Genomic DNA, 23,335 nt, shown 5'->3' on the forward strand with positions numbered 1-23,335 from the left:
CGAGCAGCTTCGGCAGTTTTCGGGGTCGAGGTGGTCCGACGTCGTGAACCGCCTGCCGGAGGGTGACCGGTTCCCGGCGTGGCGCCACCGTTCGCGCGGTCAGGCGTGCACGCCCGCCTGGTACTTCGGCACCCTCACGCTGATCTTCGTCCCCAGCCCCTGGGCCGTTTCCACGACGAGGCCGTAGTCGTCGCCGTAGCAGCGCCGGAGGCGTTCGTCGATGTTCCCCAGCCCTATCCCGGCCGTCTCGCCGACCTGGCCCGCCAACGTGCGGCGCAGCGCGTCCGGGTCCATGCCGATGCCGTCGTCCTCGATGGTGATGTGGGCCTCCTCGCCCGCGTCCGCCGCCAGGATCGAGATGTGGCCCGGCCCGACCTTGCCCTCCATCCCGTGCCGCACGGCGTTCTCCACCAGCGGTTGCAGGCACAGGAACGGCACGGTCACCGGCAGCACCTCCGGCGCGATCTGCAACGTCACCTTCAGCCGCTCGCCGAACCGGGCCCGTTCCAGGGCCAGGTACTGGTCGATCGACTTCAGCTCCTCCGACAACGTGGTGAAGTCACCCGCCCGGCGGAACGAGTAGCGGGTGAAGTCGGCGAAGTCCAGCAACAGCGTGCGAGCGCGCTCGGGGTCCGTGCGCACGTAGGACGCGATGGCGGACAACGAGTTGTAGATGAAGTGCGGCGAGATCTGCGCCCGCAGCGCCCGCACCTCCGCCTCCACCAACCGGGTCCGCGACCGGTCCAGCTCGGCCAGCTCCAGCTGGCCCGACGCCCAGCGCGCCACCTCGTTCGTCGCCCGCACCAACCCGGCCGACGCCTCCCGGCTGTAGGCCGCCAGCACGCCCACCACCCGTCCCTCCACGGTCAGCGGCGCGAGGACGGCCGTGTGCACGGGGCAGTCGGGCGCGGAGCAGGTGATGTCGAACGCCCGGGTGCGGCCGGTGGAGAACACGTCGGCGGCCAGCCCCATCGCCTCGGCCGCGTGGTGCCCGCCGTCGCCCTCCCACGCCACGACCTCGGTCTCGTCGGTCAACGCGAGCGCGGGCGTGCCGAGCAGCGTCCGCAGGTGCTTGGCCGACTTCTTCGCCGCCTCCGGCACCAGCCCGGCGCGCAGCGGGGGAGCGGCGGACCATGCGGTGTGCAGCGTCTCGAACGTGATCCGCTGCTCGTGGGTCAGGAAGTCGTTGCGGGTGCGGGAGGTCCACCACAGCGTGCTCACCACGGCGAGGCCGACGAGCAGGATCGCGCCCGCCGTCCACAACGCGGTCACAACCGGTCCTGACTGCGCAGACCCAGGTTCTCCGGCGCGTGCAAGCGCACCATGACGTGGTTCACCCCCGGAGGCACCTTGCGCGGCGTCAGCAGCGACACCACGTACATCACGACGAAACCGAGCGGCACGGTCCACGCGGCGGGCCTGGCCAGGAACACGTGGTACCACGCGCCGCCGCCACGGGCGCTGATCGTGACCAGCCCGGCCACCAGGGCGGGCAGGCCGCCCGCCACCATCCCGGCGACCGCGCCGACCGTGGAGATGCGCGTGCTCCAGATGCCCAGCACGAGCAGCGGGCACAGCGACGACGCCGCCACCGCGAACGCCAGCCCCACCATGTCCGCCACCGGCACCTTGCCCACCAGCCACGTCATGCCCAGCGGCACCAGCACGGCCAACACCGTCGACACCCGGAACCCGCGCACGCCCCGCAGCCGCAGCACGTCCCGGCTCAGCACCCCCGCCAACGACACCATCAAGCCGGACGACGTGGACAGGAACGCGGCGAACGCCCCACCGGCCACCAGCGCGCCCAGCAGCTGCCCGCCGAGCCCGTCGATCATCCGGCTCGGCAGCACCAGCACCACCGCGTCCGTGTCACCGGTCATCAGCAGCTCGGGCGTGTAGAGCCGGCCGAGCGCGCCGTAGATCGGCGGCATCAGGTAGAACACGCCCAGCAGGCCCAGCACGATCAACGTCGTGCGCCGCGCCGCCCGCCCGTTCGGGTTGGTGTAGAAGCGCACGATCACGTGCGGCAGGCCCATCGTGCCCAGGAACGTGGCGATGATCAGCGAGTACACCGCGTACAGCGGGAACCGCTCGCCGCCGCGCATCGGCAGCGCCCACACGTCGTTGGTGTTCGACGGGATCGACCGCACGTGCGGCACCGCCGCGCCCTCGGGGAACGTGAGCCGCGTGCCGGCGGACACCTCGTGCCGGCCCACGGTCAACCGGCCGCCGCCGTCGACCCGCCGGCCGTCGACCCGGCCGGAGCCGTTGAAGGGCGTGGCGCGGGAGGCGTCGAACGTGGTGTCCGAGTCGAACGTGACCGTGGTCTGCTTCGGGAACTCGGGGAACTGCGGCCCGGTCAGGTCCCGCGCGCCGTGCGCGTGCCAGGCCATCACCAGGAACACCACCGGCACCGCGATCGCGGTCAGCTTGAGCCAGTACTGGAACGCCTGCACGAACGTGATGCTGCGCATCCCGCCGGAGATCACGTTCGTGGTGACGACCAGCGCGACCACCAGCGCGCCCACCCAGTCCGGGGTGCCCGTCACCGTGTGCAGGGTCAGGCCGGCGCCCTGCAGCTGCGGCAACAGGTACAGCCACCCGATGCCCAGCGCGAACACGCTCGCCACCGCGCGCACCGCCGGCGACGCGAACCGCGCCTCGGCGAAGTCCGGCAGCGTGTACGCGCCGCTGCGGCGCAGGGGAGCGGCGACCAGCGCCAGCAGCACCAGGTAGCCCGCCGTGTAGCCGACCGGGAACCACAGCATGTCCGGCCCGTGCGCGAAGATCAGCCCGGCGATGCCGACGAACGACGCCGCGGACAGGTACTCGCCGCCGATCGCGGAGGCGTTCCACCACGGCGAGACGGTGCGCGAGGCGACGAAGAAGTCCGACGTCGTGCGCGAGATCCGCAGCCCGTAGGTGCCGACCAGCATCGTGCCGACCGCGACGACCAGCACCGCGACGATGCCGTACCCACTGCTCACGAACGCTCCACCAGCTCCGCGAACTCGCGTTCGCTGCGCTCGGCCTGGCGCACGTAGAACCAGCCCGCCAGCACGAACACCGGGAACACCAGCAGACCCAGCAGCAGCCACGGCAGCGGCAGGCCCAGCAGCCGCTGCGCGGCGACTTGGGGCACGAGCGTGAACACCAGGGGCAGCGCCGCCACGCTGCCGCACACGACCGCGCACAGCAGCAGCCCGAGCCGCCGCTGGGTCCGGATCAGCGACCGCATGTACACCGCGCCCAGCTCGCTCTGCTCGTCGATCTCCCGCGACGCGGGATACGGCCGGGGTGCGCGCGGCGCGCGGGTGCGCGGGCTCGTCACCACGACCCGCTGGGTGTGCGGCCGCTGCGGCGAGGTCACGACGGCTGCCGGTTGCGGCGCACCAGCAGCTGCCGCAGGTGCCGGGCGTGGCGCCGGCTGACCGGCAGCACCGCGCCGCCGATGTTGACGCTCAGGTGGCCGTCCTCCAGCCGCAGCTCGTCGATGTGGCCGAGCGACACGAGGTGGCTGCGGTGGATGCGCACGAACCCCGCGGAGCGCCACCGCTCCTCCAGCCCGTTGAGCGCGGCGCGGACCAGCCCGCTGCCGGTCGCGGTGTGCAGCCGGGCGTAGTCGCCGTGCGCCTCGACGTACCGGATGTCCGCCAACCTGATGAACCTGGTGATGCCACCGAGTTCGACCGGGATGACTTCGTCGCCCACTTCGGGCGCTTTCTCGGCCGGCGCGGCGGCGACCGGTTCCGGCGCCTTCGAATCGAGCACCTCGTGCACGATCCGGTGCACCGATTCGGCCAGCCGTTCCGCCCGAACGGGCTTGAGCAGGTAATCGAGCGCTTTCAGCTCGAACGCCTCGACCGCGGGTTCCTGGTGCGCGGTGACGAACACGATGCGCGGCGGCTGGGCGAACCGGGACAGCACGCGGGCCAGGTCGAGCCCGTCCAGGCCCGGCATGCGGATGTCGAGGAAGACGGCGTCGACCGGTTGGCCCGCGTCCATGGCGCGGTGCAGCGTCCGCAACGCCTTGGTCGCGTCCGTGACGCCCTCCACGTGGGCGACGCGCGGGTCGGAGCGCAGCAGGTAGACCAGGTCCTCCAGCGCGGGGGCCTCGTCGTCGACGGCGAGCACCCTCAGTGTCCGTTCAAGCGCCCCGCGGCGCTCCGGGCCCTCGCAGAGAGGGCAGGGAAGTCCTGAGGTCATGGAGTTCCAATGTGGTGTGGTCGGCGACGTCGGCGATTAGACCACCGGACGCCTATCCTCACCCTTCGGGGTGGCCAAGGGCAATGACCGGCGCGCCGCCTGGGCGTCACCCAGCGTCATCTCCAGTTCGAGGAACGCCTCCTCGGCCCGGCGCGCGGCCAGCGACACCGACGCCGCCGCCGCGCTGCCGACCAGGCGCCGGGTCGGCTCGTGCAGCCCGCGCACCACGTCGGACCACTCGTTCGCCAGCCGTGCCAGCTCCGTCAGGGCGCAGACCAATTCGGCGGAAGTGCGCGGCGCCGGGTCCACGATCCGCGCCAGTCCGACGTGCGGATCGGAATCCATGACATCCCCCACGAGTGAGCCGCCGAAGTATCGAAACCCGATGCTCTCGTCCACCGACCACGCGGTCAACGACCCGGAGGAGTGGTCTCGATTGGTGCTGCGGCCGCGGGTCGAACCTCCAGGACCTCCGGGTGCGCCACCCGTGTCATCCGGTGAGGTGACTCGTGTGGTGATCTCGAGGGTCGTGAGCGTTCGACACGCACGTCCGACGCTGACCCGGTGTCCCGCCAGAGGGACGGAGCACCCCCGGTCGGGTCGTCCCGAGGCACTCCGCGCAACTGTCGTCGTGGTGGTGCGAGGCGCTCACCTTCCGCACGCGCATTGCCCTCGCGACCTCTTCGTGGATTTACTGTCCGGTTGGGCGGGGTGCTCATTCTCATGCCCGTCGAAGTGGGTGCTCGATTCTTCGGTTGACAGCTTTTCGGGATGCAGTATCGTCGTGCTCGCAATTCCGGTCCGGTGCTACGGGTGAATGGGTACGCGTGGTTTCGGGGCTCGACCGGGGCTGTTGTCGTTTCATCGGATCCACGAGTGCGCGGCGGTGACCGCCGGCCGTGCAGGAGTGGAATTCGGCGGCCGCGCTTTCCGGGTCGCGTGCGGATCCGACTGCAGCGCTCGGACCCGGGTTCGCCCGATCCGAGTGGGCCGGGCTGTCGCAGATCAAATCCGAAAGGGATGGTGAATGATGCCTGCCCGAAGACCGTCGTCAGGCTCGCGGTGGGACTCCTCGCCGCGGTGACCGCGGTCCTGATGTTCTCGCCCGCTTCCCAGGCGGCCTCGCCGGCCGACACCGTCGACGCCGCGATCGCCGAGATCGTCGCGTCGGGCCTCCAGGTGACCAGGCGCACGAGCCAGGACCCCGGCGCGCTCGCGTACTCGCAGGTGAGCAACGCCTGCACGGCCAGGTGCCTGGCGGTGCAGGGGACCAACGCCCCGGCCTTCCAGATCAACTGCACGCCCGCCTACGCGGACCAGAAGTGGGAGGCGCAGGCAGGGGGCGCCGACGTCTTCCGCATCCGGAACCGGCACAGCGGCCAGTGCCTGGCCGTCCAGGGGGCCAACAACGTCGACGGCGCCCCGGTCTACCAGTACGACGCGGTGGGCTACGCCGACCAACGCTGGTTCGGCATCTGAGCACGGTCCGATCGGCATTCACGGTGCGGTCGACGTCGTCGACCCGGCACGTCCGGGCGCCTCGACGAGGGGCGCCCGCCGGAGGAAGAGGAGGAACGATTTGTCGCGCTTGACACTGGCACGCCTGGCCGCGGTGCTGTTCGCCGCGGTGGCGGCTGTCGTCGTGGTCGTGTCCCCGGCACAGGCGGGGCCGGCGGACGGGAACCCGGTCGAGCAGGCCGCCGCGGCGGAGTCGGCCGAGGTGTACCGCATGACCAACCACTACACCAACCGCTGCGCGGCGGTGCACGGCCCGAGCAACGTCAACGGCGGCGCGGTGTTCCAGATCGACTGCAACCCCGCGTTCGCCGACCAGTACTGGCGGTGGGAGCCTTACAACGGGTCCTACCGGCTCCGCAACGAGCACACCAACCGCTGCCTGGCCGTCCAGCAGCACAACGCACCGGCGTTCCAGATCGACTGCGGGACGTACGCGGACCAGCAGTGGGTGCGTCAGGCGTACTACTCGGGGAGCTACCTCCTCGGCTACAAGATCCTCAACGTCTACAGCGGCAAGTGCCTTGCCGTGCAGGGCGCCGTGCTCGCCAACACGCAGGTCTTCCAGGCCGGGTGCACCACCTCCTACCTCGACCAGGTGTGGGAGCTCCAGATCTGAGCGCGGTCCGGCGGGGCGGCGGTCGGCCGTCCCGCCGGACCGTCACGTCAGGTCGGACAGGGCGGCGGCGGCGAGGGATTCGAACTCGCCGAAGCCGCTGCGGGAGGCCAGGTCGCGGCCCACGCGGGCGTGGCGGAGGGCTTCCGCGCGGCGGCCGTCGGCGGACAGGGCGTGGACCAGGCTGACGTGGGAACGCGCGACGCCGTAGCGGTAGTCGGAGGACGTGGCCAGTTCCAGCGCGCGCAGGTGGGCCGCCACGGCGAGCCCCGGTTTGCCCAGGTGGCGCAGGACCAGGCCGAGGGCGTTGTGCACCTCCGACTCGATCCGCCGGCTCCCGCCCAGCTCCTGCACCAGCGCCAACGCCCGCTGGGCCGTCCGCATCGCCTCCGCGTGCTCCCCGCCCAGGCACAACGCCGCCGCCAGGTGCGCCATCGCCTCCGCCCGCGGGTGCCGCGCGCCACTGCGGTACCACGCCTCCAACGCGTAGCGCTGCAACTCCGCGGCCCGCGCGTAGTCCCCGGCCGCGGTGCTGCACCGCCCGAGCAGCGCGGCGCACGCCGCCTCGATGTTCACCCCGTCGGCCGCCTGCGCCAGCGCCAGCCCCGAGGACAGGAACGACTCGGCCGTCACCAGGTCGCCGCGCATCAGCCACACCGCGCCGAGCCCGGTCAACGCCGAGATCCGCACGTGCGGCAGGGCGCCCTCGACCTCGGCCAGCTCCGCCATCCGCTCGAACGCGGCGAGCGAGGCGGGCAGCTCGCCGAGCTCCAGGTGCACGATCCCGTCCAACCCGACGTGCAGCCACTCCGCCCGCGCGGACGGCCGCACGGCCCGCAGGTGCCGTTGCGCGGCCCGCAGGTTGCCCAGGTTGCGGTGCTCGGTCGCGAGCCACACCGTCATCAACGTCTCGGCGTCGTGGTCGCCCGCCGCGCGCGCCGCGCCCAGCGCCGCGCCGACGGCGTTGAGGAACTCCACGTGGTGCCCGTGCGACCCGAGGTACCCGCTCACCGAGTTGATCAGCTGCCAGGCCATGGGCAGCGGGCCGCGCGCGGCGCAGTGCTCGGTCGCCGCCAGCACGCTGGCCCGTTCCGCGGCCAGCCACGCCCTGGCCTCGTCCGGGCTCATCCGGGGCGGCCCGGACGTGCCCAGCTCCGGGTACAGCACGTCGCCGACCTCGACGGCCGTGCGCAGGTACCAGTCGAACAGCCGTCGCCGCGCCGCGTCCAGGTCCTCGCCGGCCGCCTCGGCGCGGTCGGCCGCGTAGTCGTGCAGCAGGTCGTGCAGGGCGAACCGGTCGGGCCCGACCCGCTGCACGAGGTGCGCCGACGCCAGGTCCTCCAGCAGCCCGCGCGCCACGTCCTCGGGCGCGTCCAGCAACGCCGCCGCCCCGAACACGCTGAAGTCCGGTCCCGGCAGCAGCCCGGTCAGCCGGAACAGCCGGGCCGCGGCCGGCGCCAGCGCCGCGTACGACAGGTCGAACGCCCGCCGCACCGCCGCCGTGTCATCGTTGTCCACCGCCAGCACGGCCAGCCGGTCGCCGCCGCGCAGCTCCTCCACGTACGACGCCACGTCCACGTGCGAGGAGCCCACCAGGTTCCCCAACGCGATCCGCAGCGCCAGCGGCAGGTACCCGCACAGCCGGGCCAGCTCGCCGAGCGCGTCGAACTGCGTCACGGCGGCCTCCGCGCCCAGCGACCGGGCCAGCAGCTTCCACGCCTCGTCGCCGCGCAGCACGTCCAGCCGCACCGTCGTGCCGCGCAGCCGCAGCTCGTTGCGGCTGGTGATCAGCACCGAGCAGCCGGGGTCGGCGGGCAGCAGCGGCCGCACCTGCTCCACCGACGCGGCGTTGTCCAGCGTGATCAGCACCCGCCGGCCGCGCAGCCGGGCCCGGTAGCCGGCGACCAGGTCCTCCTCGTCGACCGGGATGTGGTCGGCCCGCACGCCCATCGCCCGCAGGAACCGCGCCAGCACGGCGGACGTCGGCAGCGGCGGCGACGTGGAGTGCCCGCGCAGGTTCACGTACAGCTGGCCGTCGGGGTACCGGTCGCGCACCGCGTGCGCCACCGAGATGGCGAACGCCGTCTTGCCGACGCCCGGCGGCCCGCACACGACCACGGTGGCCGTGCCCCGCTCCAGCAGCCCCGTCACCCGGGTCAGCTCCGCGCCGCGGCCGACGAAGTTGCCCACCGGCGCGGGCAGCTGCGACACCGGCGCCCACGTGCTCGCGACCGGCTGGTGCAGCGCCGGGTCGCCGGTGAGGATGGCGTGCTGCACGGCGCGCAGCGAGTCGCTCGGGTCCACGCCCAGCTCCCGCGCGAGCGTCGTGGACGCCTGCCGGTAGGCGTCCAGCGCGTCGGCCTGCCGGTCCACCCGGTACAGCGCCACCATCAGCTGCGACCAGAACCGCTCCCGCAGCGGGTGCTGCGCGGTCAGCCGGCGCAGGTCGGCGACCACCTCGTCGGACCGGCCGAGCCGCAGCTTCACGTCCACCAGCTCGGAGATCACCCGCAAGCGCTGCTCGACGAGGTTCGGCGCCTCGGTCTCGTGCAGCGACTCCGACGGCACGTCGGCCAGCGGCGGCCCGTGCCAGCACTCCAGCGCGCGTTCGTAGGCGTCGGCGGCGGCGGTGAAGTCCTCGGCGGCGGCCAGCTTCGCGCCCTGCTCGGCCGCCGCCTCGAACCGGTGCAGGTCCAGCGCGCCGGGCGGCAGGTCGATCCGGTAGCCGGTGGGCGTGGTGTGGATCAGCGGCGGCTCGCCGAGCGCGCGCCGCAACCGCATGACGTACACCGGCAGCGTCTGCGCGGCGCGGTCCGGCGGCGTCTCGCCCCACACCCGGCGGATCAGGTCGCTCGCGGGCACCGAGCGGTTCGCGTCCAGCAGCAGGGTCGCCAGGACGATGCGGTGCTTGGCGGCGGTGACGGGGACCGAGCGGCCGTTCCGGCGGACCACGAGCGACCCCAGCACGCCGAACTCGTCCTGCGACAGGGTCAACCGCCTCCGTTCTCTCCCGACGTTGACATGCTCGTGCCCCGGTCCGCGCCGCAGTACCACCGGATGGACCCCAGGCCGGTCAGAGCCTGCCGACTTCGGTGATCCGCACGGCGGCCGTGCCGATCTCGTCGGACTCGGCCAGGTCGACCTCGGCGGTGAAGCCCCAGTCGTGGTCCTTCGCCGGGTCGTCCAGGACCTGGCGGACCCGCCACAGCCCCGGCTCCTCGGTGATCAGCAGCAACGCCGGTCCGCGCGCGTCCGGGCCCATGCCGATCTCGTCGTGCTCCTCGAAGTACGGGTCGAGCGCGTCCTGCCACTCCTCGGCGGTCCAGCCCGCGTCGCCGTCCAGCCGGCCCAGCTCGTAGTAGTTGCGCCGGGCGGCCAGCTCGACGCGCCGGAACAACGCGTTGCGCACCAGCACCCGGAACGCCCGCACGTTGCCGGTGACGGCGGGTGGCGCGTCGCTCGACGACAGGTCCGCCGCTTCTTCTTCCGAGGGGTTGCGCAGCTTCTCCCACTCGTCCAGCAGGCTGGAGTCGACCTGGCGGACCAGCTCGCCCAGCCACTCCTGCAGGTCGCTGAGCTCCTCGGTCTTGGCGTCCTCGGGCACGGTCTGCCGCAGCGCCTTGTACGCGTCGGCCAGGTACCGCAGCACCAGGCCCTCCGAGCGCGCGAGCTGGTAGTGCGACACGTACTCGGCGAACGTCATGGCCCGCTCGAACATGTCCCGCACCACGGACTTCGGCGACAGGTGGTGGTCGGCGACCCACGGGTGCCCGCGCCGGTAGGTGGTGAACGCGGCCTCCAGCAGCTCGGCGAGCGGCTTCGGGTACGTCACCTCCTCCAGCAGCTCCATCCGCTGGTCGTACTCGATGCCCTCGGACTTCATCGCGCCGATGGCCTCGCCGCGCGCCTTGTGCTCCTGCGCCGACAGCACCTGGCGGGGGTCGTCCAGAGTGGACTCCACCACGGACAGCACGTCGAGCGCGTAGGACGGCGACTCGCGGTCCAGCAGCTCGATCGCGGCCAGCGCGAACGGTGACAGCGGCTGGTTGAGGGCGAAGTTCACCTGGAGGTCCACGGTGAGCCGGATCTCGCCGCCCTGCCGCTCCACCACGCCCGCCGCCAGCAGGCCCCGGTACATCTGGATGGCCCGCAGGATGTGCCTGCGCTGCGCGGGCCGGTCCTCGTGGTTGTCCTCCAGCAGGTGCCGCATCGCGCCGAACGCGTCGCCGGGCCTGCCGATCACGTTGAGCAGCATGGCGTGGCTGACCTGGAAGCTCGACGTCAGCGGCTCCGGCTCGGCGCTCTTGAGCCGCTCGAAGGTCTGGTCGCTCCACGACACGAAGCCGTCGGGGGCCTTCTTGCGCACCACCTTGCGCCGCTTCTTCGGGTCGTCGCCCGCCTTGGCCAGCGCCTTCTCGTTCTCCACCACGTGGTCGGGCGCCTGCACCACGACCGTGCCGATGGTGTCGTAGCCCGCGCGGCCCGCCCGGCCCGCGATCTGGTGGAACTCGCGGGCCTTGAGGTGGCGGGTGCGCTGGCCGTCGTACTTGGACAGGGCGGTGAACACCACCGTGCGGATGGGCACGTTGATGCCGACGCCGAGGGTGTCCGTGCCGCAGATGACCTTGAGCAGGCCCGCCTGCGCGAGCTGCTCGACCAGCCGCCGGTACTTCGGCAGCATGCCCGCGTGGTGCACGCCGATGCCGTGCCGGACCAGGCGGGACAGCGTCTTGCCGAACCCGGAGGTGAACCGGAACCGGCCGATCGTGGCCGCGATGGCGTCCTTCTCGGCGCGGGTGGCGACGTTCACGCTCATCAGCGACTGCGCGCGTTCCAGCGCGGACGCCTGGGTGAAGTGCACCACGTAGATCGGCGCTTCGCGGCCGTGCAGCAGGTCTTCGATCGTTTCGTGCAGCGGGGTGGTGACGTACTGGAAGTTCAACGGCACCGGGCGTTCGGCGGACCGCACCACCGACGTCGTGCGGCCGGTGCGGCGGGTCAGGTCCTTCTCGAAGAACGTGACGTCGCCCAGCGTCGCCGACATCAGCAGGAACTGGGCCTGCGGCAGCTCGATCAGCGGCACCTGCCAGGCCCAGCCGCGGTCGGGCTCGGAGTAGAAGTGGAACTCGTCCATGACGACCTGGCCGACGTCGGCCTTCGTGCCGTCGCGCAGCGCGATGTTGGCCAGGATCTCGGCCGTGCAGCAGATGATGGGCGCGGTCTCGTTGACGCCGGCGTCGCCGGTCACCATGCCGACGTTGTCCGCGCCGAACGTCTCGATCAGCGCGAAGAACTTCTCCGACACCAGGGCCTTGATGGGCGCGGTGTAGTAGGTCCGCTTGCCCTCCGCCATGGCGGCGAAGTGCGCGCCGATGGCGACCAGCGACTTGCCCGAGCCGGTGGGCGTGCTGAGGATGACGTTCGAGCCGGAGACGATCTCGATCAACGCCTCCTGCTGCGCCGGGTACAGCGACAGCCCCCGCTCTCGCGCCCAGTCGGCGAAGGTGTCGTAGAGGACGTCGGGGTCGGGGGTGGCCGGCAGGCGGTCGGTGAGAGTCATCGCAGGCAGAGCATAGTGCCACCGACCCGTGCGCCACGATCGTGTGATCGTCGCTGGTCGGCGTCGCCGCCCAGGGGTGCGGTGAGGCGCGCGGACGACTCCGGCGGGCGTCGCGCGAGCCGTCCGGACGACCCGGTTCGCCCGGCGCGGTGACCGGAATCGTTGTTGCATCGAGCTGGCCATTGCGGACGACTGGCAACTAGCGTGGTGCCCGTGTCCGAACCGGTGGCAATGCACATGAGCGACGGCCTGCTGAACGCGCCGACCTCGCTGCTGTTCGTCGCGGTCGCGGTGGCCGGGGTGGGCGTGGCGCTGGTCAAGGCGCGCGGCGACCTCGACGACCGGACCTCGCCGATGGCGGGCCTGGTGGCGGCGTTCGTGTTCGCCACCCAGATGGTGAACTTCCCGGTGCTGCCCGGCGTCAGCGGGCACCTGCTCGGCGGCGCGCTCGCCGCGATCCTGGTCGGGCCGTGGGTCGGCGCGCTGTGCGTGACGATCGTGCTGGTCGTCCAGTCCCTCTTCTTCGCCGACGGCGGTGTCACCGCGCTCGGCGCGAACGTCACCAACATGGCCCTCCTCGGCACCGCGGTCGGCTACCTCACGGCGCTGGCGCTGCGCCGGCTCGCGACCCGGGGCAAGGGCGGGCTCGCCGCGGTCGCGTTCGTGTCGGCGCTGGTCAACACGGTGCTGGCGTCGTTCGGCTTCGTGCTGGAGTACGCCATCGGCGGCCAGGGCGGTGTGGCGTTCGGCACGGTCGCCGCCGCGGTGCTCGGCGTGCACGTGCTGATCGGCATCGGCGAGGGCGTGATCACCGCGGTGACCGTGACCGCGGTCGCGGCGGTCCGGCCGGACCTGGTGCACCTGCTGCGCGGCGTGCCGCAGAAGCTGGAGTTGAGGGCGTGAAGCGCTTCTTCCTGGGGTTCGCGGTGGTCAGCGTGCTGCTGGCGGGCGTGGTGTCCTACTTCGCCGACTCCGACCCGGACGGGTTGGACCACGTCACCGAGCAGCAGGGCATCGCCGAGCACGCGCGGGAGCACCCGCTGTCCGGGTGGCCGCTGGCCGACTACGCGCTGGGCGGCGACGACCGGTTCACCGGGCTCGCGGGCGTCCTCGGCGTGGCGGTCACGCTGGCCGTCGCGGGCGGGCTGTTCCGGGTGCTGCGCAAGCGTCCCGGGAAGCCCGCCGACGCGAAGCCCGACGTGGGGTGAGCGCGGGACACGGGTTCCTGCACCGGCCGGGCGACTCGCCGGTGCACCGCCTCGCGCCGCAGGTGAAGATCGTCGCGGCGGTGGTGGCGGTGCTGTGCGTGGTGGCCACGCCGCGCGAGGCGTTCTGGGCGTTCGGCGCCTACCTGCTCGCGCTCGCGGCGGTCTGGGCGGTGGCCCGCGTGCCGGTGCGGTGGTTCGCCGCGCGGTCGGTGATCGAGGCGCCGTTCGTGCTGCTGGCCCTGCTGCTGCCGGTCACCGGCGGGGGCGGGCGGGTTGACCTGCTCGGTCTGTCCGTGTCGGCGGAGGGAACGATGGCCGGGTGGAACATCCTGGTCAAGGGCACGCTCGGGCTGCTGACGTCGTTGACGCTCGCGGCCACGACCGCGCCGCAGGACCTGCTGCTCGGCCTGCAACGGCTGCGGACGCCGTCGGTGCTGATCACCATCGCCACCCTGATGCTGCGGTACGCCGAGGTGATCGTGGGCGAGGCCAAGCGGATGCGGGTGGCCCGGATCTCCCGGGGCGACGACCCGCGGTTCCTCTGGCAGCTCGGCGCGACCGCGCGCGGCGTGGGCAGCCTGTTCATCCGGTCCTACGAGCGCGGCGAGAGGGTGCACCTGGCGATGGTGTCGCGAGGTTGGACGGGCCGGATGCCCGACGCGGCGGGCGCGGGCGGTGCCGAGGGAGCGGCGCCCGTCGAGCCGCGGCGGTCCGCGCCGGCGCTCGTGGTGGAGCAGCTGGCGTACGCGTACCCGGACGGCCACCAGGCCCTCTTCGGGGTGAACCTGCGGGTGGAACGCGGTGAGCGGGTCGCCGTGCTCGGCCCGAACGGCGCGGGCAAGACGACGTTCGCGCTGCACCTCAACGGTGTGCTGGGCGGTGGGTCCGGCCGGGTCGAGGTGGCCGGGCTGCCGGTGGAGAAGGCGCACCTCAAGGAGATCCGCCGCCGCGTCGGCGTGGTCTTCCAGGACCCCGACGACCAGCTGTTCCTGCCCACCGCGCGGCAGGACGTGGCGTTCGGCCCGGCGAACTTCGGGCTGCGCGGCGCGGAGCTCGACGAGCGGGTGGCCCGCGCGCTGGCCGCCGTGGGCATGGCGGACTTCGCCGACCGGTCGCCGCTGCACCTGTCCGGCGGGCAGCGCCGCCGGGTCGCGCTGGCCACCGTGCTGGCCTGCGACCCCGAGATCCTGGTGCTCGACGAGCCCTCGGCGAACCTGGAACCGGTGGCCCGCCGAGAGCTGGCCGAGGTGCTGCTGGGGTTGGACCGCACCATGCTCATGGTCACCCACGACCTGCCCTACGCCTTGCAGTTGTGCCCGCGCAGCGTGCTGATCGACGGCGGTGTCGTGGTGGCCGACGGACCGACGCGGGAGCTCCTGGCCGACACCGGGCTGCTCGCCCGGCACCGGCTGGAGCTCCCGTTCGGGTTCCACCTGGGGTGAAGCTCCCGGATCAGCCCGACAGGGGGACTACGGGCTGGTGCAGGACACCGTCGGCAGCGAGTTGGCGCCGGAGTAGTTGGCCGTGAAGCCGAACTTCACCGATGCCTCCGGTGCCACCGTGCCGTTCCACGCCGCGTTCTTGACGACCACCTGCGAGCCGGAGCCGGACTTGACGCCGCTCCACAGGCTGTTGATCGCCTGGTTGCCGCCCCACGTCCAGGTGGCGGTCCAGCCGTTGTAGGCGCTCTTGCTGTGGTTCATGAGCTCGACCTCGGCCTGGAAGCCGCCCGACCACGCACTGGTGATCTTGTAGATCGCCATGCAGCTCGCGTCACCCGGCTGGGTGGGCGTCGTGGAGGTGGTGGTCGTGGTCGACGTCGGGGTCGTGGTGGTGGTCGACGTCGACGTGGTGGTGGTCGTGGTGGTGGTCGTCGTCCCGCCGCCGGTGCCGACGCCCGTCTCCTGACCGTTGCCGCCGTCGAACACGACGTCGGAGCAGTTGTAGAACGTCTCGGCGCTGTCCGAGCGGGTCCACACCGAGTAGATGATGTGGCGACCGGACTTGCCGGAGGGCAGCTTCGCGTTCCAGTAGTACTTGCCCTCGACCGTGCCCACCGCGCCGCTGTCCGGCGGGTTGGTCACGCTGTCGAACGGCGTGCTCTCCAGGTCGCTCCACGCCAGCGGCCGGGTCGGGCTCCAGCTGTCCTTGGTGACGAACAGGTGGAACGTGCCGGGGTGCGCGGCCCACTTGTTGTAGGTGAAGTTGAAGCTCGCGCCGGCGGTGAGGTGGGTCACCGGGTAGTCGTTGCGCGCGATGTCGAACCCGGAGAACGTCGGGTTGCCGCCGCTGCACAGCTTGCCGTCGGGGATGAAGCCGCTGGTGCGGCCCGCGCCGTCGGACCGGAGCACGCCGAACCAGTTGTAGAGCGCGTTGGTGCCGCCGGATGAGACGGCGGCGGCGCAGGCCGGGTTCTGCGGCCGGATGTCGCCCTGCGGCGACAGGCCGTCCTTCCAGCACAGGAAGGTCCGGCTGCCCGGGGTCATCATGGCGCCGTGTGCGGACGCCGCGGTCGGGCTGACCACGTTCACGAGCGTCGCGATCAGCAGGCCGGCCACACCGGCCGAGGCCAGCGCGATCCATCGTCGGGCCGTCACGTCGTTCACCTCCTCGTTGAGGTTCTGGGAGCGCTCCCAGGAACAAGCATGACTGTAACCGCGCGCACCTCGATCTGTGAATGGGCGATTACGCAGTGCATCTCAGCGGCGCAGCGTGTGCCGCCCTATGGGTGTGTCCGGCTACACCCGGACGCGTGCACGCCGGTTCCGGCGTTTCGCGGGGCGCGCTGGGCCGTGCGGCTGACCCGGGTGGCCGGCGGGCGGCGCCACCCGGTGCGGCCGGCGCAGCACGCGGTGGGCCAGCGCGGTGCGGTGGTGCGGCGGCACGGCCAGCACCGAGGCCGCGAACACCGTCACCATCAACGTCACCATGCCCGCCAGCACCAGCGTCTCCGGGGCGCCGATCCGTTCACACAGCCAGCCGAGCAGCGGCGCGCCCACCGCGCCCGCCGCCGCGCCGACGGCCGAGTTGACCGCCAGCAGCCTGCCGCGCATCCCGTCCGCCGTGTCGAGCTGGACGCGGGTGCTCATGGTCGTGTCGATGACGACCGCGCCCGCCGCGATGGGCAGCAGCACGACGGCGAAGCCGAGCGTGCCCGGCACCAGCCCGCTGGTCACCTGCAGCAGGCTCGTCGCGCAGGCGACCACCAGCAGCAGCCGCACGGTCAGCGCCTCGCGCGCCGCCGCGGCCAGCCCGCCGATCACGGTGCCGATCGCGAACACCGTCGACAGCAGGCCGTACGCGGTCGCGTCCGCGCTCATCGCGGCCATCGTGACCTGGTAGTTGCGGCCCAGGCTGGACAGCGTGAAGCCGAGCGCGAACAGCAGGAGCAGCCGTCCGCTGGCCGCCACGTACCGCAGGCCGGCGACCACGCCCGCGCCGTCGGCCGGGCTCTTCGCCAACGGGTGCAGCTCGGCGCGGCGGATGGTCAGCACCGCGACCACGACGGCCAGGAAGCTCACCGAGTTGATCAGGAACAGGGCGGGGGAGCCGAGCGCGGCGGCCAGCACGGCGGCGCCGCTCATGCCCAGGATGCGGCCGGTCGAGCTGAGCACCGAGCCGAGCGCGACCGCGTTGCCCAGGTCCTCCCGCGGCACCACCCGCGCGCCGAACCGGCCCAGCGCGGGCAGGTCGAACACCGACACCAGGCCGGCCGCGAACGTCAGCGCGAACACCGCCGTGATCGGCGCGCCCCGCCACACCACCAGCGCGAGCACCGCGGCCAGCACGGCGTGCAGGGCCTGGCAGACGAGGATGGTCCGGCGCGCCGGCAGCCGGTCGGCCAGCGCGCCGGCCCACGGGCCGAGCAGCACCGACGGCAGGGCGCCCAGCAGCACCGACAGGCCGACCGAGGCGGCCGAGCCGGTGCGGTCGAGCACGACCCAGTTCAGGCCGATCAACTGCATCCACGAGCCGGTCACCGAGACGAGGTCGGCGAACGCCCAGCGACGGTAGTTGCGGCTCCGCAAGGCGCGGAACATCGAAGCTCCCTCGACGGTGGTCCGGGGCCTCGACGTGCGGACGTGCCCAGGTGAACGGCGTTCACCCTAGGTGCCGCTTTTCCGCGTTCAAACCTGGTGTGCGGTGAAAACGGTCACGTCACGCTTTGTGCCGCCAGCGCTGCGAGCCGGCTCAGCGCCTGCACGAGGTACTCGTCGGTGATCTCGTGCGCCTCCCCGCCGACCGCCGCGTGGTGCTCGCCCGTGACGTCCAGGTGCAGCACCACGCGGCTGCGGCCCGGTCCCTCGTCGTCGACCTGGAGCCAGCCCGAGTAGCCGCCGCCCTCCAGGTCGCCCCACTCCAGCCGGCGCTGCTCGGCGTCCTCGGCCAGGTAGCCCTCGGCCTCGTCGATCTCGTCGCCCATGGACACCCGGCCGGTGACGCGCTCGGGGCCGCTCGACTCGACCTGGAGCCCGTCCGGCAGCCACGCCTGCATCGCGGTCACGTCCCGGGCCAGGTCGAACACCACCCGCGCGTCGACCGGCACCGTCTGCTCGTGCTCGAACTCAGCCATGCCGGCAGCAGTACCCCCGGCGCGTCCGGGCTACACCGACGCGGGGGCCATGCCCCCGATCGTGGCGAGCTCCACGTGGTGCGGGCGGGCCGGGCGCATGCCCGCGTCCACGCACCGGCGCACCACGCCGGCGTGCTCGCGCAGCAGCCGCAGGCCGCGGCGGGCCAGCAGCGGCACCGGCTTGCGGGCCTCGGCGACGTCGCGGGCGAAGCGGCGGGCGAACGTCACCACCGCGTTCGGCGCGAGCACGATGGCGTCGGCCAGCACCCCCGCCTCGCGGCAGCCCGCCACCAGCCGGTCCGCGAACAGCCCCTCGGCGATGAACAGGCCGGGCGCGGTCACCGTGCGGCAGCCGACCCTCCGGTCCTCGCCGAGCACGTAGACGGGGGCTTCGACGGTGCCGGTGGTGGCCAGCTCGACCACGGCGGCGAGCGCGTCGGCGGTGTTCCAGGACCCTTCCGCGTCCCAGTCCGCCCGGCCGGTCTCGTCGCGGGGCAGCAGCGGGTCGTCGCCCTCGCGGTAGTAGTCGTCGAGCCGCAGCACGGGCAGCCCGAGGTGGGCGGCGAGGGTGGACTTGCCCGAACCGGAGGGGCCGGCGAGCAACACGGCGCGCGCGTGAACGGCAGGTGACGGCACGGGTGCCGATTTTCGCACAGCTCCCGCCCTGCTCCCGCACCACCGGCCGGTGCGGATCACGGGGCGTCCTCCGCCCGGTCACGGGCCGGTCCGGTCGTCCGCCGGCCGGCCCGGTTCCGGTCCGGCCTGGTTCCGGTCCGGTTCCGGCTGGTGGCGGGGTCACCCCGGGTGGTGGGCTTGTCCGATCGTGCACCGCCGTTGCTCCCGCTGTGCACCCGCTCTGGTCACCCGCGCGCGGGCACAGGACGATGTGGTCCATGGTGGTCAGGGTGCGCGGCGTCGAGGACGCCAGGCGGATGCGCGAAGAGCTGCGCGACGAGCGGCGCGGGTCGGAGGCGGTCGCGGTGCCGGTGGTGTCCGGGCCGACCGGCGCGGGCGCGGCGGGCGTGGTCGCCGAGGGCGGTGACTTCATCGAGCTGGACCTGGCCTCCTTCACCACGGCGGTGTCCGACCTGGAACGGCTGCACGGGGTGCTGAGCGAGCTGCTGGCCCGCGCGGACCGCGAGATGGACCAGCCGCTCGGCGACGGCAAGGGCCCGGTCGCGCTCAACATGCGCCGGGCGTTCGGCCTGCGCGGCGGCGACGTCGGCGGCGGCGTGCGCACGGCGCTGCGGTCGTACGTGCGGGAGCTGGCGCTGCTGCGCGACTCGCTGGAGCAGGTCGGCAAGACCCAGCAGGCCCAGGACGAGCAGGTGCGGCAGGACCTCGGGCGGCTGCGGTGACCGAGCGCAAGGGCGGGTACTGGTCCGACTTCCACGACCCCTCGGCGGCCACGCGCCGGCGCAACAAGAAGCGCGTGCAGCAGCGCCGGGCCAACCGGGAGCCGGAGAACTTCGGCAAGATCAACTGGCGGGCGTACACGCACCGGCAGCTCTGGGACATGGTGAAGTCGGCCGACGCCGCGCAGATGGCCACCCGCACGTACGAGTGGCAGCGGCTGGCGGCCGACATCGACCAGGCGACCGCGGACGTGCAGAAGATCGTGCAGAACCTCGCGCTGTCGTGGCGGGGCCCGTCGGCGGTGGCCGCGGCCGAGTCGGTGTCGGAGCTGACGAAGTGGGGTGCGCGGTCCTCGGGGCACGCGTTCCAGGTGGGCGGCGGCCTCGACGGCTACACCTCGGCGGTCCAGGAGGCGGCGCGGGCGATCCCCGAGCCGGTGCACCCCGACGCCGAGCAGTGGTTCCGCGCCGGCTACGACGTGACCACGCTCGACGGCCCGCAGGGCGCGTACATGCTCAAGCAGCTGCTGGACGACCACCTGCCGGACAAGCGCGAGCAGCAGGAGGCCATGGACCGGGCGGTCCGGGTGATGGAGCAGTACGAGGCCGCCAGCCACGGCATCGGGCGCGAGCTGCCGGTGTTCGACGAGGCGCCGGTGGTCACCGAGCCGACCGGGACGCAGCCCGCGTGGGCCCAGCCGACGTGGACCCCGCCGCCGTCGGACCCCGGGCCCGTGCCGCCGACGTGGCCCGCGCCGCCCCAGGACCGGCAGCCGCCCGTCGACCCGGCACCGTCCCAGCCGGGCGTGCGGCCCGAGGGCACCACGTCCGCCGCGGCGGCCGGTGTGCCCGGCCCCGGCAGCGGCTACGGCGGCCCCGGCGGGTTCGGCTCGCAGTCCGGGTTCGGGCCGCAGTCGGGGTTCGGGTCGCAGTCCGGGTTCGCGCCGGGCGGCGGCGGCTCCTTCGGCCCCGGCGTCGGCGGCCCGGGAGGTGCCGCCGGTCAAGGCGGCTTCGGCCCGGGTGGCGCGTCCGGCGTGCTCGGCGCGGTGCCGGGCGGCGCGGCGGCCCGGGGCGGCGTCGGACCGGTCGTCGGCGCGGGCGGCCCGCAGGGCTTCGGCATGTACCCGCCGATGGCGCCGGGCAACCGCGAGGACGACGGCGAGCACCGCAACCGCTACGACCTCGGCCTCGACCTGCTCGACGACCTGCCGCCCGCGTTCCCGCCGGTGCTCGGCGAATGAGCGGCGGCTACCAGGTCGACCCGGACGAGCTGGCCGCGTTCGCGGGCCGGTTGGACGAGGTGTCCGACGAGGTGCGCGCCACCGCGTCCGCGCTGGAGCAGCCCTCGGGCGACCTCGGGCCGGAAGGCGTCACCGAGGCGGTCGACCGGCTGGTGGCCGAGTGGGCGGCCGTGCTGCGCGGGGTGGAGCTGGACGCCGTGGCGGACGCGTTGCGCGCGGCGGGTGAGACCTACCGGCAGGCCGACGAGCTGCGCCATGACTGACTACCGGGGACTGGGCTTCGACCCCGCGCCGGGCCACGCGGGCGCGGTGGCGGCGGCGAGCGAGCGGTTGTCGGTTGCCCTTACAGTCCCCGGCGCGCCACCCGAACCGTGGACGGGCGCGGCGGCGGACGGGTTCAGGACGCGGTTGGAGGCGGTGGTGTCGGAGCTGACGGCGGTGCGGCGCGCGATGCGGGCGGCGGCCGAGGTGCTCGACGGCTGGGCCACCACGCTGCTGGGCAACCAGCGGCGTGCTGAGGAGCTGGACCGGCGCGCGCTCGGTGTGCGGCGCGCGCTCGCCGAGGCGTCCGACGAGCTCGACCGGACCGGCGCGATGGCGTCCTTCACCGCCGCCGACGGCGAGGCGCACGAGCGGGCCGCGGCGCGGCACGACGAGCTGCGCCGTCAGCTGGACGACGTGCTGGAGGAGGCCCGGCTGCTGGAGCGCGACCACCGCGCGGAGGCCAGGCGGGTCGCCGACCGGCTGCGCGCCGAGGAACCGTCGACGGTCGTCGCGGACACGCTGACGAGCTTCTCGTCCCTCACCGCCGACCTGGCGTCCGTGCTGCTCGGCCCACCTCGACCCGCGTCCACCAGGGGCGCGGCGGCGGCGTTCCGGGCGGGCCTGGGGTGAGACTCGCTCCCGTGCCGGGGGTGACCCCGGTGGCACTCGGCAGTCCCGAACGCACCGCGGCGGAGCTGTTGACCGTGCTGCGACGGCTCAAAGGCACCCGTGACCCAGGGTTGGAGGTGTCCGCCACGCAGGCCGCGGAGCTGGCGCACCGGCACGGCGCGGGCCTGCTGGCCGTGGTCGAGCACCGGGACGCGGACCCCGCGCTGCTGATGGCGGGCGTGGTGGCGGTCGACCGGCCCGCCGACCCCGACGAACTGGGCTTCCACCTCGACGGCCCGTCGATCCGCGAGGTCACCCGCGGCGAGACGGCGACCGGCTACCCGGTGGTGATCGTGGAGCGCATCCCGGTCGCCGGGCCGGGCGCCCAGCTCCAGGTCGTGGTGAGCGACCCGGACCAGCCGCGGATCGCGGTGTTCACGCTGCACTCGCCGACCGGGCGCGGCTGGCTGGAGGTGGCGGGCATCGCGGGCCGGTTCGTCTCGGGCGTGCGGTTCAGCGGTGACGGAACTCGCTCGGCGTCCGGCCGACCACCTGGCGGAACGTCCGGGAGAAGTGGGCGGCGCTGACGAACCCGCAGTCCTTGGCGATCTCGCCGATGCCGCGCGCCGCCTTCGCCGGGTCGGCGAGCAACGCCTTGGCCCGGTCGATCCGCAGGCCGCGGATGCGCTCGGACACGCCCTGCCCGTCGTCGAAGAGCTGGTAGAGGCGGCGACGGGAGATGAACAACGCCTCGGCGACCCGGTCCGCGCTCAGGGCCGGGTCCGCCAGGTGCTCGCGCATGTACTCCAACGCTTCGCGCCGCCGGGCGACCAGGGAGTCCACGCGTTCCAGCTCGGCCCGCAACGCGCTGCGCAGCACGAGCTCGGCCAGGCCGAGCAGGTGGTGGGACAGGCCGTGCGGGTCGAGGGCGTGCGCGGCGGCGAGCACGTGGGCCACCGCGCCGCAGAACACGGCGTCCAGCGCGGCGTCGACCGGGACCGGTCGGAACATCAGCGGCTTCAGCTCGCCGAAGCCGACGGTGAGGCGGGCCTCGGCCACGGTCAGCATCACCACGTCGGGCAGCACGTGCAGCGCGCAATCGGGAAACCGAAGCGCGGCGCCGTTGCCCGGCACCCCGCCCGAGACCGTGCAGCCGACCAGCAGCTGGATGTGCTCCGGGGTGGCCGCACCCCCGCTGAGCGCGGCTTTGGCCGCCGCCGCGCCGGAAGCCCGCACAGTCAGGAACCCGCCGGCGACGTCCACGGGGAGCAGCGTAGCCACCGGTGTTGCCCAACCGGCCGCGCGAGACGCCGCCGGGCGCTACCTTCTGGCCTCATGGCGCGACGTTCGGCGACCGCGGTCGTCCTGTCCCACCTGGAGTTCGACCTCTTGTGGGAGGACCTGGGCGTGGGTGAGCCGCCCTACCCCCTGGAGGTGCCGTCGCACGGCGAGACGATGGACGACCGGGACGCCCTCGGCGCCGAGGTCCTCCGCACGCTGACCGAGGCGGGGCTGGCCGACGGCGAGGACGTGTCGCCGGCGCTGGAGGACCTGTTCGCGCTGCTCGCGCACGGCGAGGTCGCGGTGGACGCGCTGGTGTTCCGCCCGTACCCGTGGCGGGTGCTGGCCACGGCCCGGGGCGGGCACGGCGTGCTGGCCGTGCTGAACGACCGCGAGGTGGCGCTGGAGCCGGTCACCGACCTGGCGGTCGCGATCACGCGCGTCATCGGCGACGCGCCGGCCGGCCCGGGCGAGCAGGTGCGGATGCCCCGGTCCGTGTTCGCCGCCGCCATGGACGCCTACGCCCAGTCCGGCCACACCGCGCTGGAGCGCACCCTCGCCCAGGCCGGCATCACCGGCCGCGCCACCCGGTCGATCACCACGCTGGTGGACTCGCCGCGCAGGTCGACCGGTCAGCTGGCCGCCACCGGCCCGCGGGGCCGTTCCCGCGTGCTGAGCTGGACCGAGACCGCCGCGGGCCGCTACGCGCTGACCACCGAGGAGGCCCACCACACCGAGTGGGTCCACCTCTCACCGGCCGACACCCCGTGGCTGACCCGCCACGTGACCGCCCTGCTGGCGCAAACCCGCGCGAGCTGAACGCACGACCCTCGCGCGAGTCCTACGTCCAGCTCGCGCGAGTCCTACGTTCGGAACGCGTGTGTCCTACGTTCGGAACACCCGA

Annotated in this window: 23 protein-coding genes and 1 pseudogene; 12 read left to right on the forward strand and 12 right to left on the reverse strand. The window is 73.3% G+C overall.

What is annotated here, in order from left to right:
* Positions 1-99 precede the first annotated feature (99 nt).
* Genes EDD40_RS33830 through EDD40_RS33850 form a run of 5 tightly spaced genes read right to left on the reverse strand, consistent with a single transcriptional unit; the run spans position 100 to position 4,554 of the window.
* Positions 100-1,272, reverse strand: coding sequence for a histidine kinase (locus EDD40_RS33830; protein WP_170185284.1), 1,173 nt, complete (start codon positions 1,270-1,272; stop codon positions 100-102).
* Complete coding sequence (locus tag EDD40_RS33835) at positions 1,269-2,990, reverse strand: sodium/solute symporter (protein ID WP_123746522.1); 1,722 nt, start codon at positions 2,988-2,990, stop codon at positions 1,269-1,271. The genes EDD40_RS33830 and EDD40_RS33835 overlap by 4 nt, the downstream gene beginning before the upstream one ends.
* Complete coding sequence (locus EDD40_RS33840; protein ID WP_123746523.1) at positions 2,987-3,373, reverse strand: DUF485 domain-containing protein; 387 nt, start codon at positions 3,371-3,373, stop codon at positions 2,987-2,989. Before EDD40_RS33840 ends, EDD40_RS33835 begins: the two co-directional genes overlap by 4 nt.
* The gene (locus tag EDD40_RS33845; protein ID WP_211348288.1) at positions 3,370-4,209 is read right to left on the reverse strand and encodes a LytR/AlgR family response regulator transcription factor; all 840 of its coding nucleotides are present in this window, start codon (positions 4,207-4,209) and stop codon (positions 3,370-3,372) included. Before EDD40_RS33845 ends, EDD40_RS33840 begins: the two co-directional genes overlap by 4 nt.
* 36 nt (positions 4,210-4,245) lie before the next feature.
* Positions 4,246-4,554 carry a hypothetical protein gene (locus EDD40_RS33850; protein ID WP_053721693.1) on the reverse strand — a complete coding sequence of 103 codons (309 nt, stop codon included), beginning with the start codon at positions 4,552-4,554 and terminating at the stop codon, positions 4,246-4,248.
* Between the two features lie 717 nt (positions 4,555-5,271).
* Here EDD40_RS33850 and EDD40_RS42055 point away from each other — a divergent pair.
* Together EDD40_RS42055 and EDD40_RS33860 are read left to right on the forward strand one after the other, a co-directional pair.
* Positions 5,272-5,688 carry an RICIN domain-containing protein gene (locus tag EDD40_RS42055; protein ID WP_170185285.1) on the forward strand — a complete coding sequence of 139 codons (417 nt, stop codon included), beginning with the start codon at positions 5,272-5,274 and terminating at the stop codon, positions 5,686-5,688.
* Between the two features lie 100 nt (positions 5,689-5,788).
* Positions 5,789-6,343: an RICIN domain-containing protein gene (locus EDD40_RS33860; RefSeq protein WP_170185286.1), complete on the forward strand. Its 555-nt coding sequence runs from the start codon at positions 5,789-5,791 to the stop codon at positions 6,341-6,343.
* Positions 6,344-6,385: 42 nt separating this feature from the next.
* Here the strand turns inward: EDD40_RS33860 and EDD40_RS33865 are convergent, their stop codons facing one another.
* Together EDD40_RS33865 and EDD40_RS33870 are read right to left on the reverse strand one after the other, a co-directional pair.
* The gene (locus tag EDD40_RS33865) at positions 6,386-9,334 is read right to left on the reverse strand and encodes an AfsR/SARP family transcriptional regulator (protein WP_123746527.1); all 2,949 of its coding nucleotides are present in this window, start codon (positions 9,332-9,334) and stop codon (positions 6,386-6,388) included.
* A gap of 79 nt (positions 9,335-9,413) precedes the next feature.
* Positions 9,414-11,900, reverse strand: a complete 2,487-nt coding sequence (locus EDD40_RS33870; RefSeq protein WP_123746528.1) for a DEAD/DEAH box helicase — start codon at positions 11,898-11,900, stop codon at positions 9,414-9,416.
* A gap of 213 nt (positions 11,901-12,113) precedes the next feature.
* Between EDD40_RS33870 and EDD40_RS33875 the strand changes: the two genes are divergently transcribed.
* The 4 genes and pseudogenes from EDD40_RS33875 to EDD40_RS42060 all read left to right on the forward strand — a co-directional run bounded on the left by EDD40_RS33875 (position 12,114) and on the right by EDD40_RS42060 (position 14,550).
* Positions 12,114-12,803: an energy-coupling factor ABC transporter permease gene (locus tag EDD40_RS33875; RefSeq protein WP_123748489.1), complete on the forward strand. Its 690-nt coding sequence runs from the start codon at positions 12,114-12,116 to the stop codon at positions 12,801-12,803.
* The gene (locus tag EDD40_RS33880; RefSeq protein ID WP_123746529.1) at positions 12,800-13,108 is read left to right on the forward strand and encodes a PDGLE domain-containing protein; all 309 of its coding nucleotides are present in this window, start codon (positions 12,800-12,802) and stop codon (positions 13,106-13,108) included. Before EDD40_RS33875 ends, EDD40_RS33880 begins: the two co-directional genes overlap by 4 nt.
* A gap of 41 nt (positions 13,109-13,149) precedes the next feature.
* Positions 13,150-13,746 (forward strand): annotated as a pseudogene (gene cbiQ, locus EDD40_RS42770) (cobalt ECF transporter T component CbiQ); the annotation flags it as partial.
* Between the two features lie 12 nt (positions 13,747-13,758).
* Positions 13,759-14,550 (forward strand): energy-coupling factor ABC transporter ATP-binding protein, encoded by a 792-nt coding sequence (locus EDD40_RS42060; protein WP_170185478.1) that lies wholly within the window; start codon positions 13,759-13,761, stop codon positions 14,548-14,550.
* A 27-nt stretch (positions 14,551-14,577) separates the two neighbouring features.
* Here the strand turns inward: EDD40_RS42060 and EDD40_RS33890 are convergent, their stop codons facing one another.
* The 4 genes from EDD40_RS33890 to EDD40_RS33905 form a co-directional block, all read right to left on the reverse strand.
* Positions 14,578-15,705 carry a lytic polysaccharide monooxygenase gene (locus tag EDD40_RS33890; protein WP_246038007.1) on the reverse strand — a complete coding sequence of 376 codons (1,128 nt, stop codon included), beginning with the start codon at positions 15,703-15,705 and terminating at the stop codon, positions 14,578-14,580.
* Positions 15,706-15,846: 141 nt separating this feature from the next.
* On the reverse strand, positions 15,847-17,148 hold the full coding sequence (locus EDD40_RS33895) for an MFS transporter (protein WP_123746531.1): 1,302 nt from the start codon (positions 17,146-17,148) through the stop codon (positions 15,847-15,849).
* A 113-nt stretch (positions 17,149-17,261) separates the two neighbouring features.
* A complete protein-coding gene (locus EDD40_RS33900; protein ID WP_123746532.1) occupies positions 17,262-17,681 on the reverse strand; it encodes an SRPBCC family protein in 420 nt (139 codons plus the stop codon).
* Positions 17,682-17,711: 30 nt separating this feature from the next.
* Positions 17,712-18,287, reverse strand: coding sequence for a uridine kinase family protein (locus EDD40_RS33905; protein WP_236594386.1), 576 nt, complete (start codon positions 18,285-18,287; stop codon positions 17,712-17,714).
* 287 nt (positions 18,288-18,574) lie between these two features.
* Between EDD40_RS33905 and EDD40_RS33910 the strand changes: the two genes are divergently transcribed.
* The 5 genes from EDD40_RS33910 to EDD40_RS33930 are packed head-to-tail and all read left to right on the forward strand — an operon-like array spanning position 18,575 to position 21,737.
* Positions 18,575-19,039: a hypothetical protein gene (locus tag EDD40_RS33910; RefSeq protein WP_123746534.1), complete on the forward strand. Its 465-nt coding sequence runs from the start codon at positions 18,575-18,577 to the stop codon at positions 19,037-19,039.
* Positions 19,036-20,277: a PPE domain-containing protein gene (locus tag EDD40_RS33915; protein WP_123746535.1), complete on the forward strand. Its 1,242-nt coding sequence runs from the start codon at positions 19,036-19,038 to the stop codon at positions 20,275-20,277. The genes EDD40_RS33910 and EDD40_RS33915 overlap by 4 nt, the downstream gene beginning before the upstream one ends.
* Entirely contained in the window at positions 20,274-20,540 is a 267-nt protein-coding gene (locus EDD40_RS33920; RefSeq protein ID WP_123746536.1) for a WXG100 family type VII secretion target, read from the forward strand. The genes EDD40_RS33915 and EDD40_RS33920 overlap by 4 nt, the downstream gene beginning before the upstream one ends.
* Complete coding sequence (locus EDD40_RS33925) at positions 20,533-21,171, forward strand: hypothetical protein (protein WP_148088982.1); 639 nt, start codon at positions 20,533-20,535, stop codon at positions 21,169-21,171. The genes EDD40_RS33920 and EDD40_RS33925 overlap by 8 nt, the downstream gene beginning before the upstream one ends.
* A gap of 29 nt (positions 21,172-21,200) precedes the next feature.
* On the forward strand, positions 21,201-21,737 hold the full coding sequence (locus EDD40_RS33930) for a hypothetical protein (RefSeq protein WP_236594385.1): 537 nt from the start codon (positions 21,201-21,203) through the stop codon (positions 21,735-21,737).
* Here the strand turns inward: EDD40_RS33930 and EDD40_RS33935 are convergent.
* The gene (locus EDD40_RS33935) at positions 21,664-22,413 is read right to left on the reverse strand and encodes a helix-turn-helix transcriptional regulator (protein WP_246038009.1); all 750 of its coding nucleotides are present in this window, start codon (positions 22,411-22,413) and stop codon (positions 21,664-21,666) included. The genes EDD40_RS33930 and EDD40_RS33935 overlap by 74 nt on opposite strands.
* Before the next feature lie 72 nt (positions 22,414-22,485).
* Here EDD40_RS33935 and EDD40_RS33940 point away from each other — a divergent pair, with 72 nt between their 5' ends.
* Positions 22,486-23,250: an ESX secretion-associated protein EspG gene (locus tag EDD40_RS33940; protein WP_123746540.1), complete on the forward strand. Its 765-nt coding sequence runs from the start codon at positions 22,486-22,488 to the stop codon at positions 23,248-23,250.
* Positions 23,251-23,335: the final 85 nt, after the last annotated feature.

This window comes from Saccharothrix texasensis, from assembly GCF_003752005.1.
In the GTDB taxonomy this organism is placed as follows: domain Bacteria; phylum Actinomycetota; class Actinomycetes; order Mycobacteriales; family Pseudonocardiaceae; genus Actinosynnema; species Actinosynnema texasense.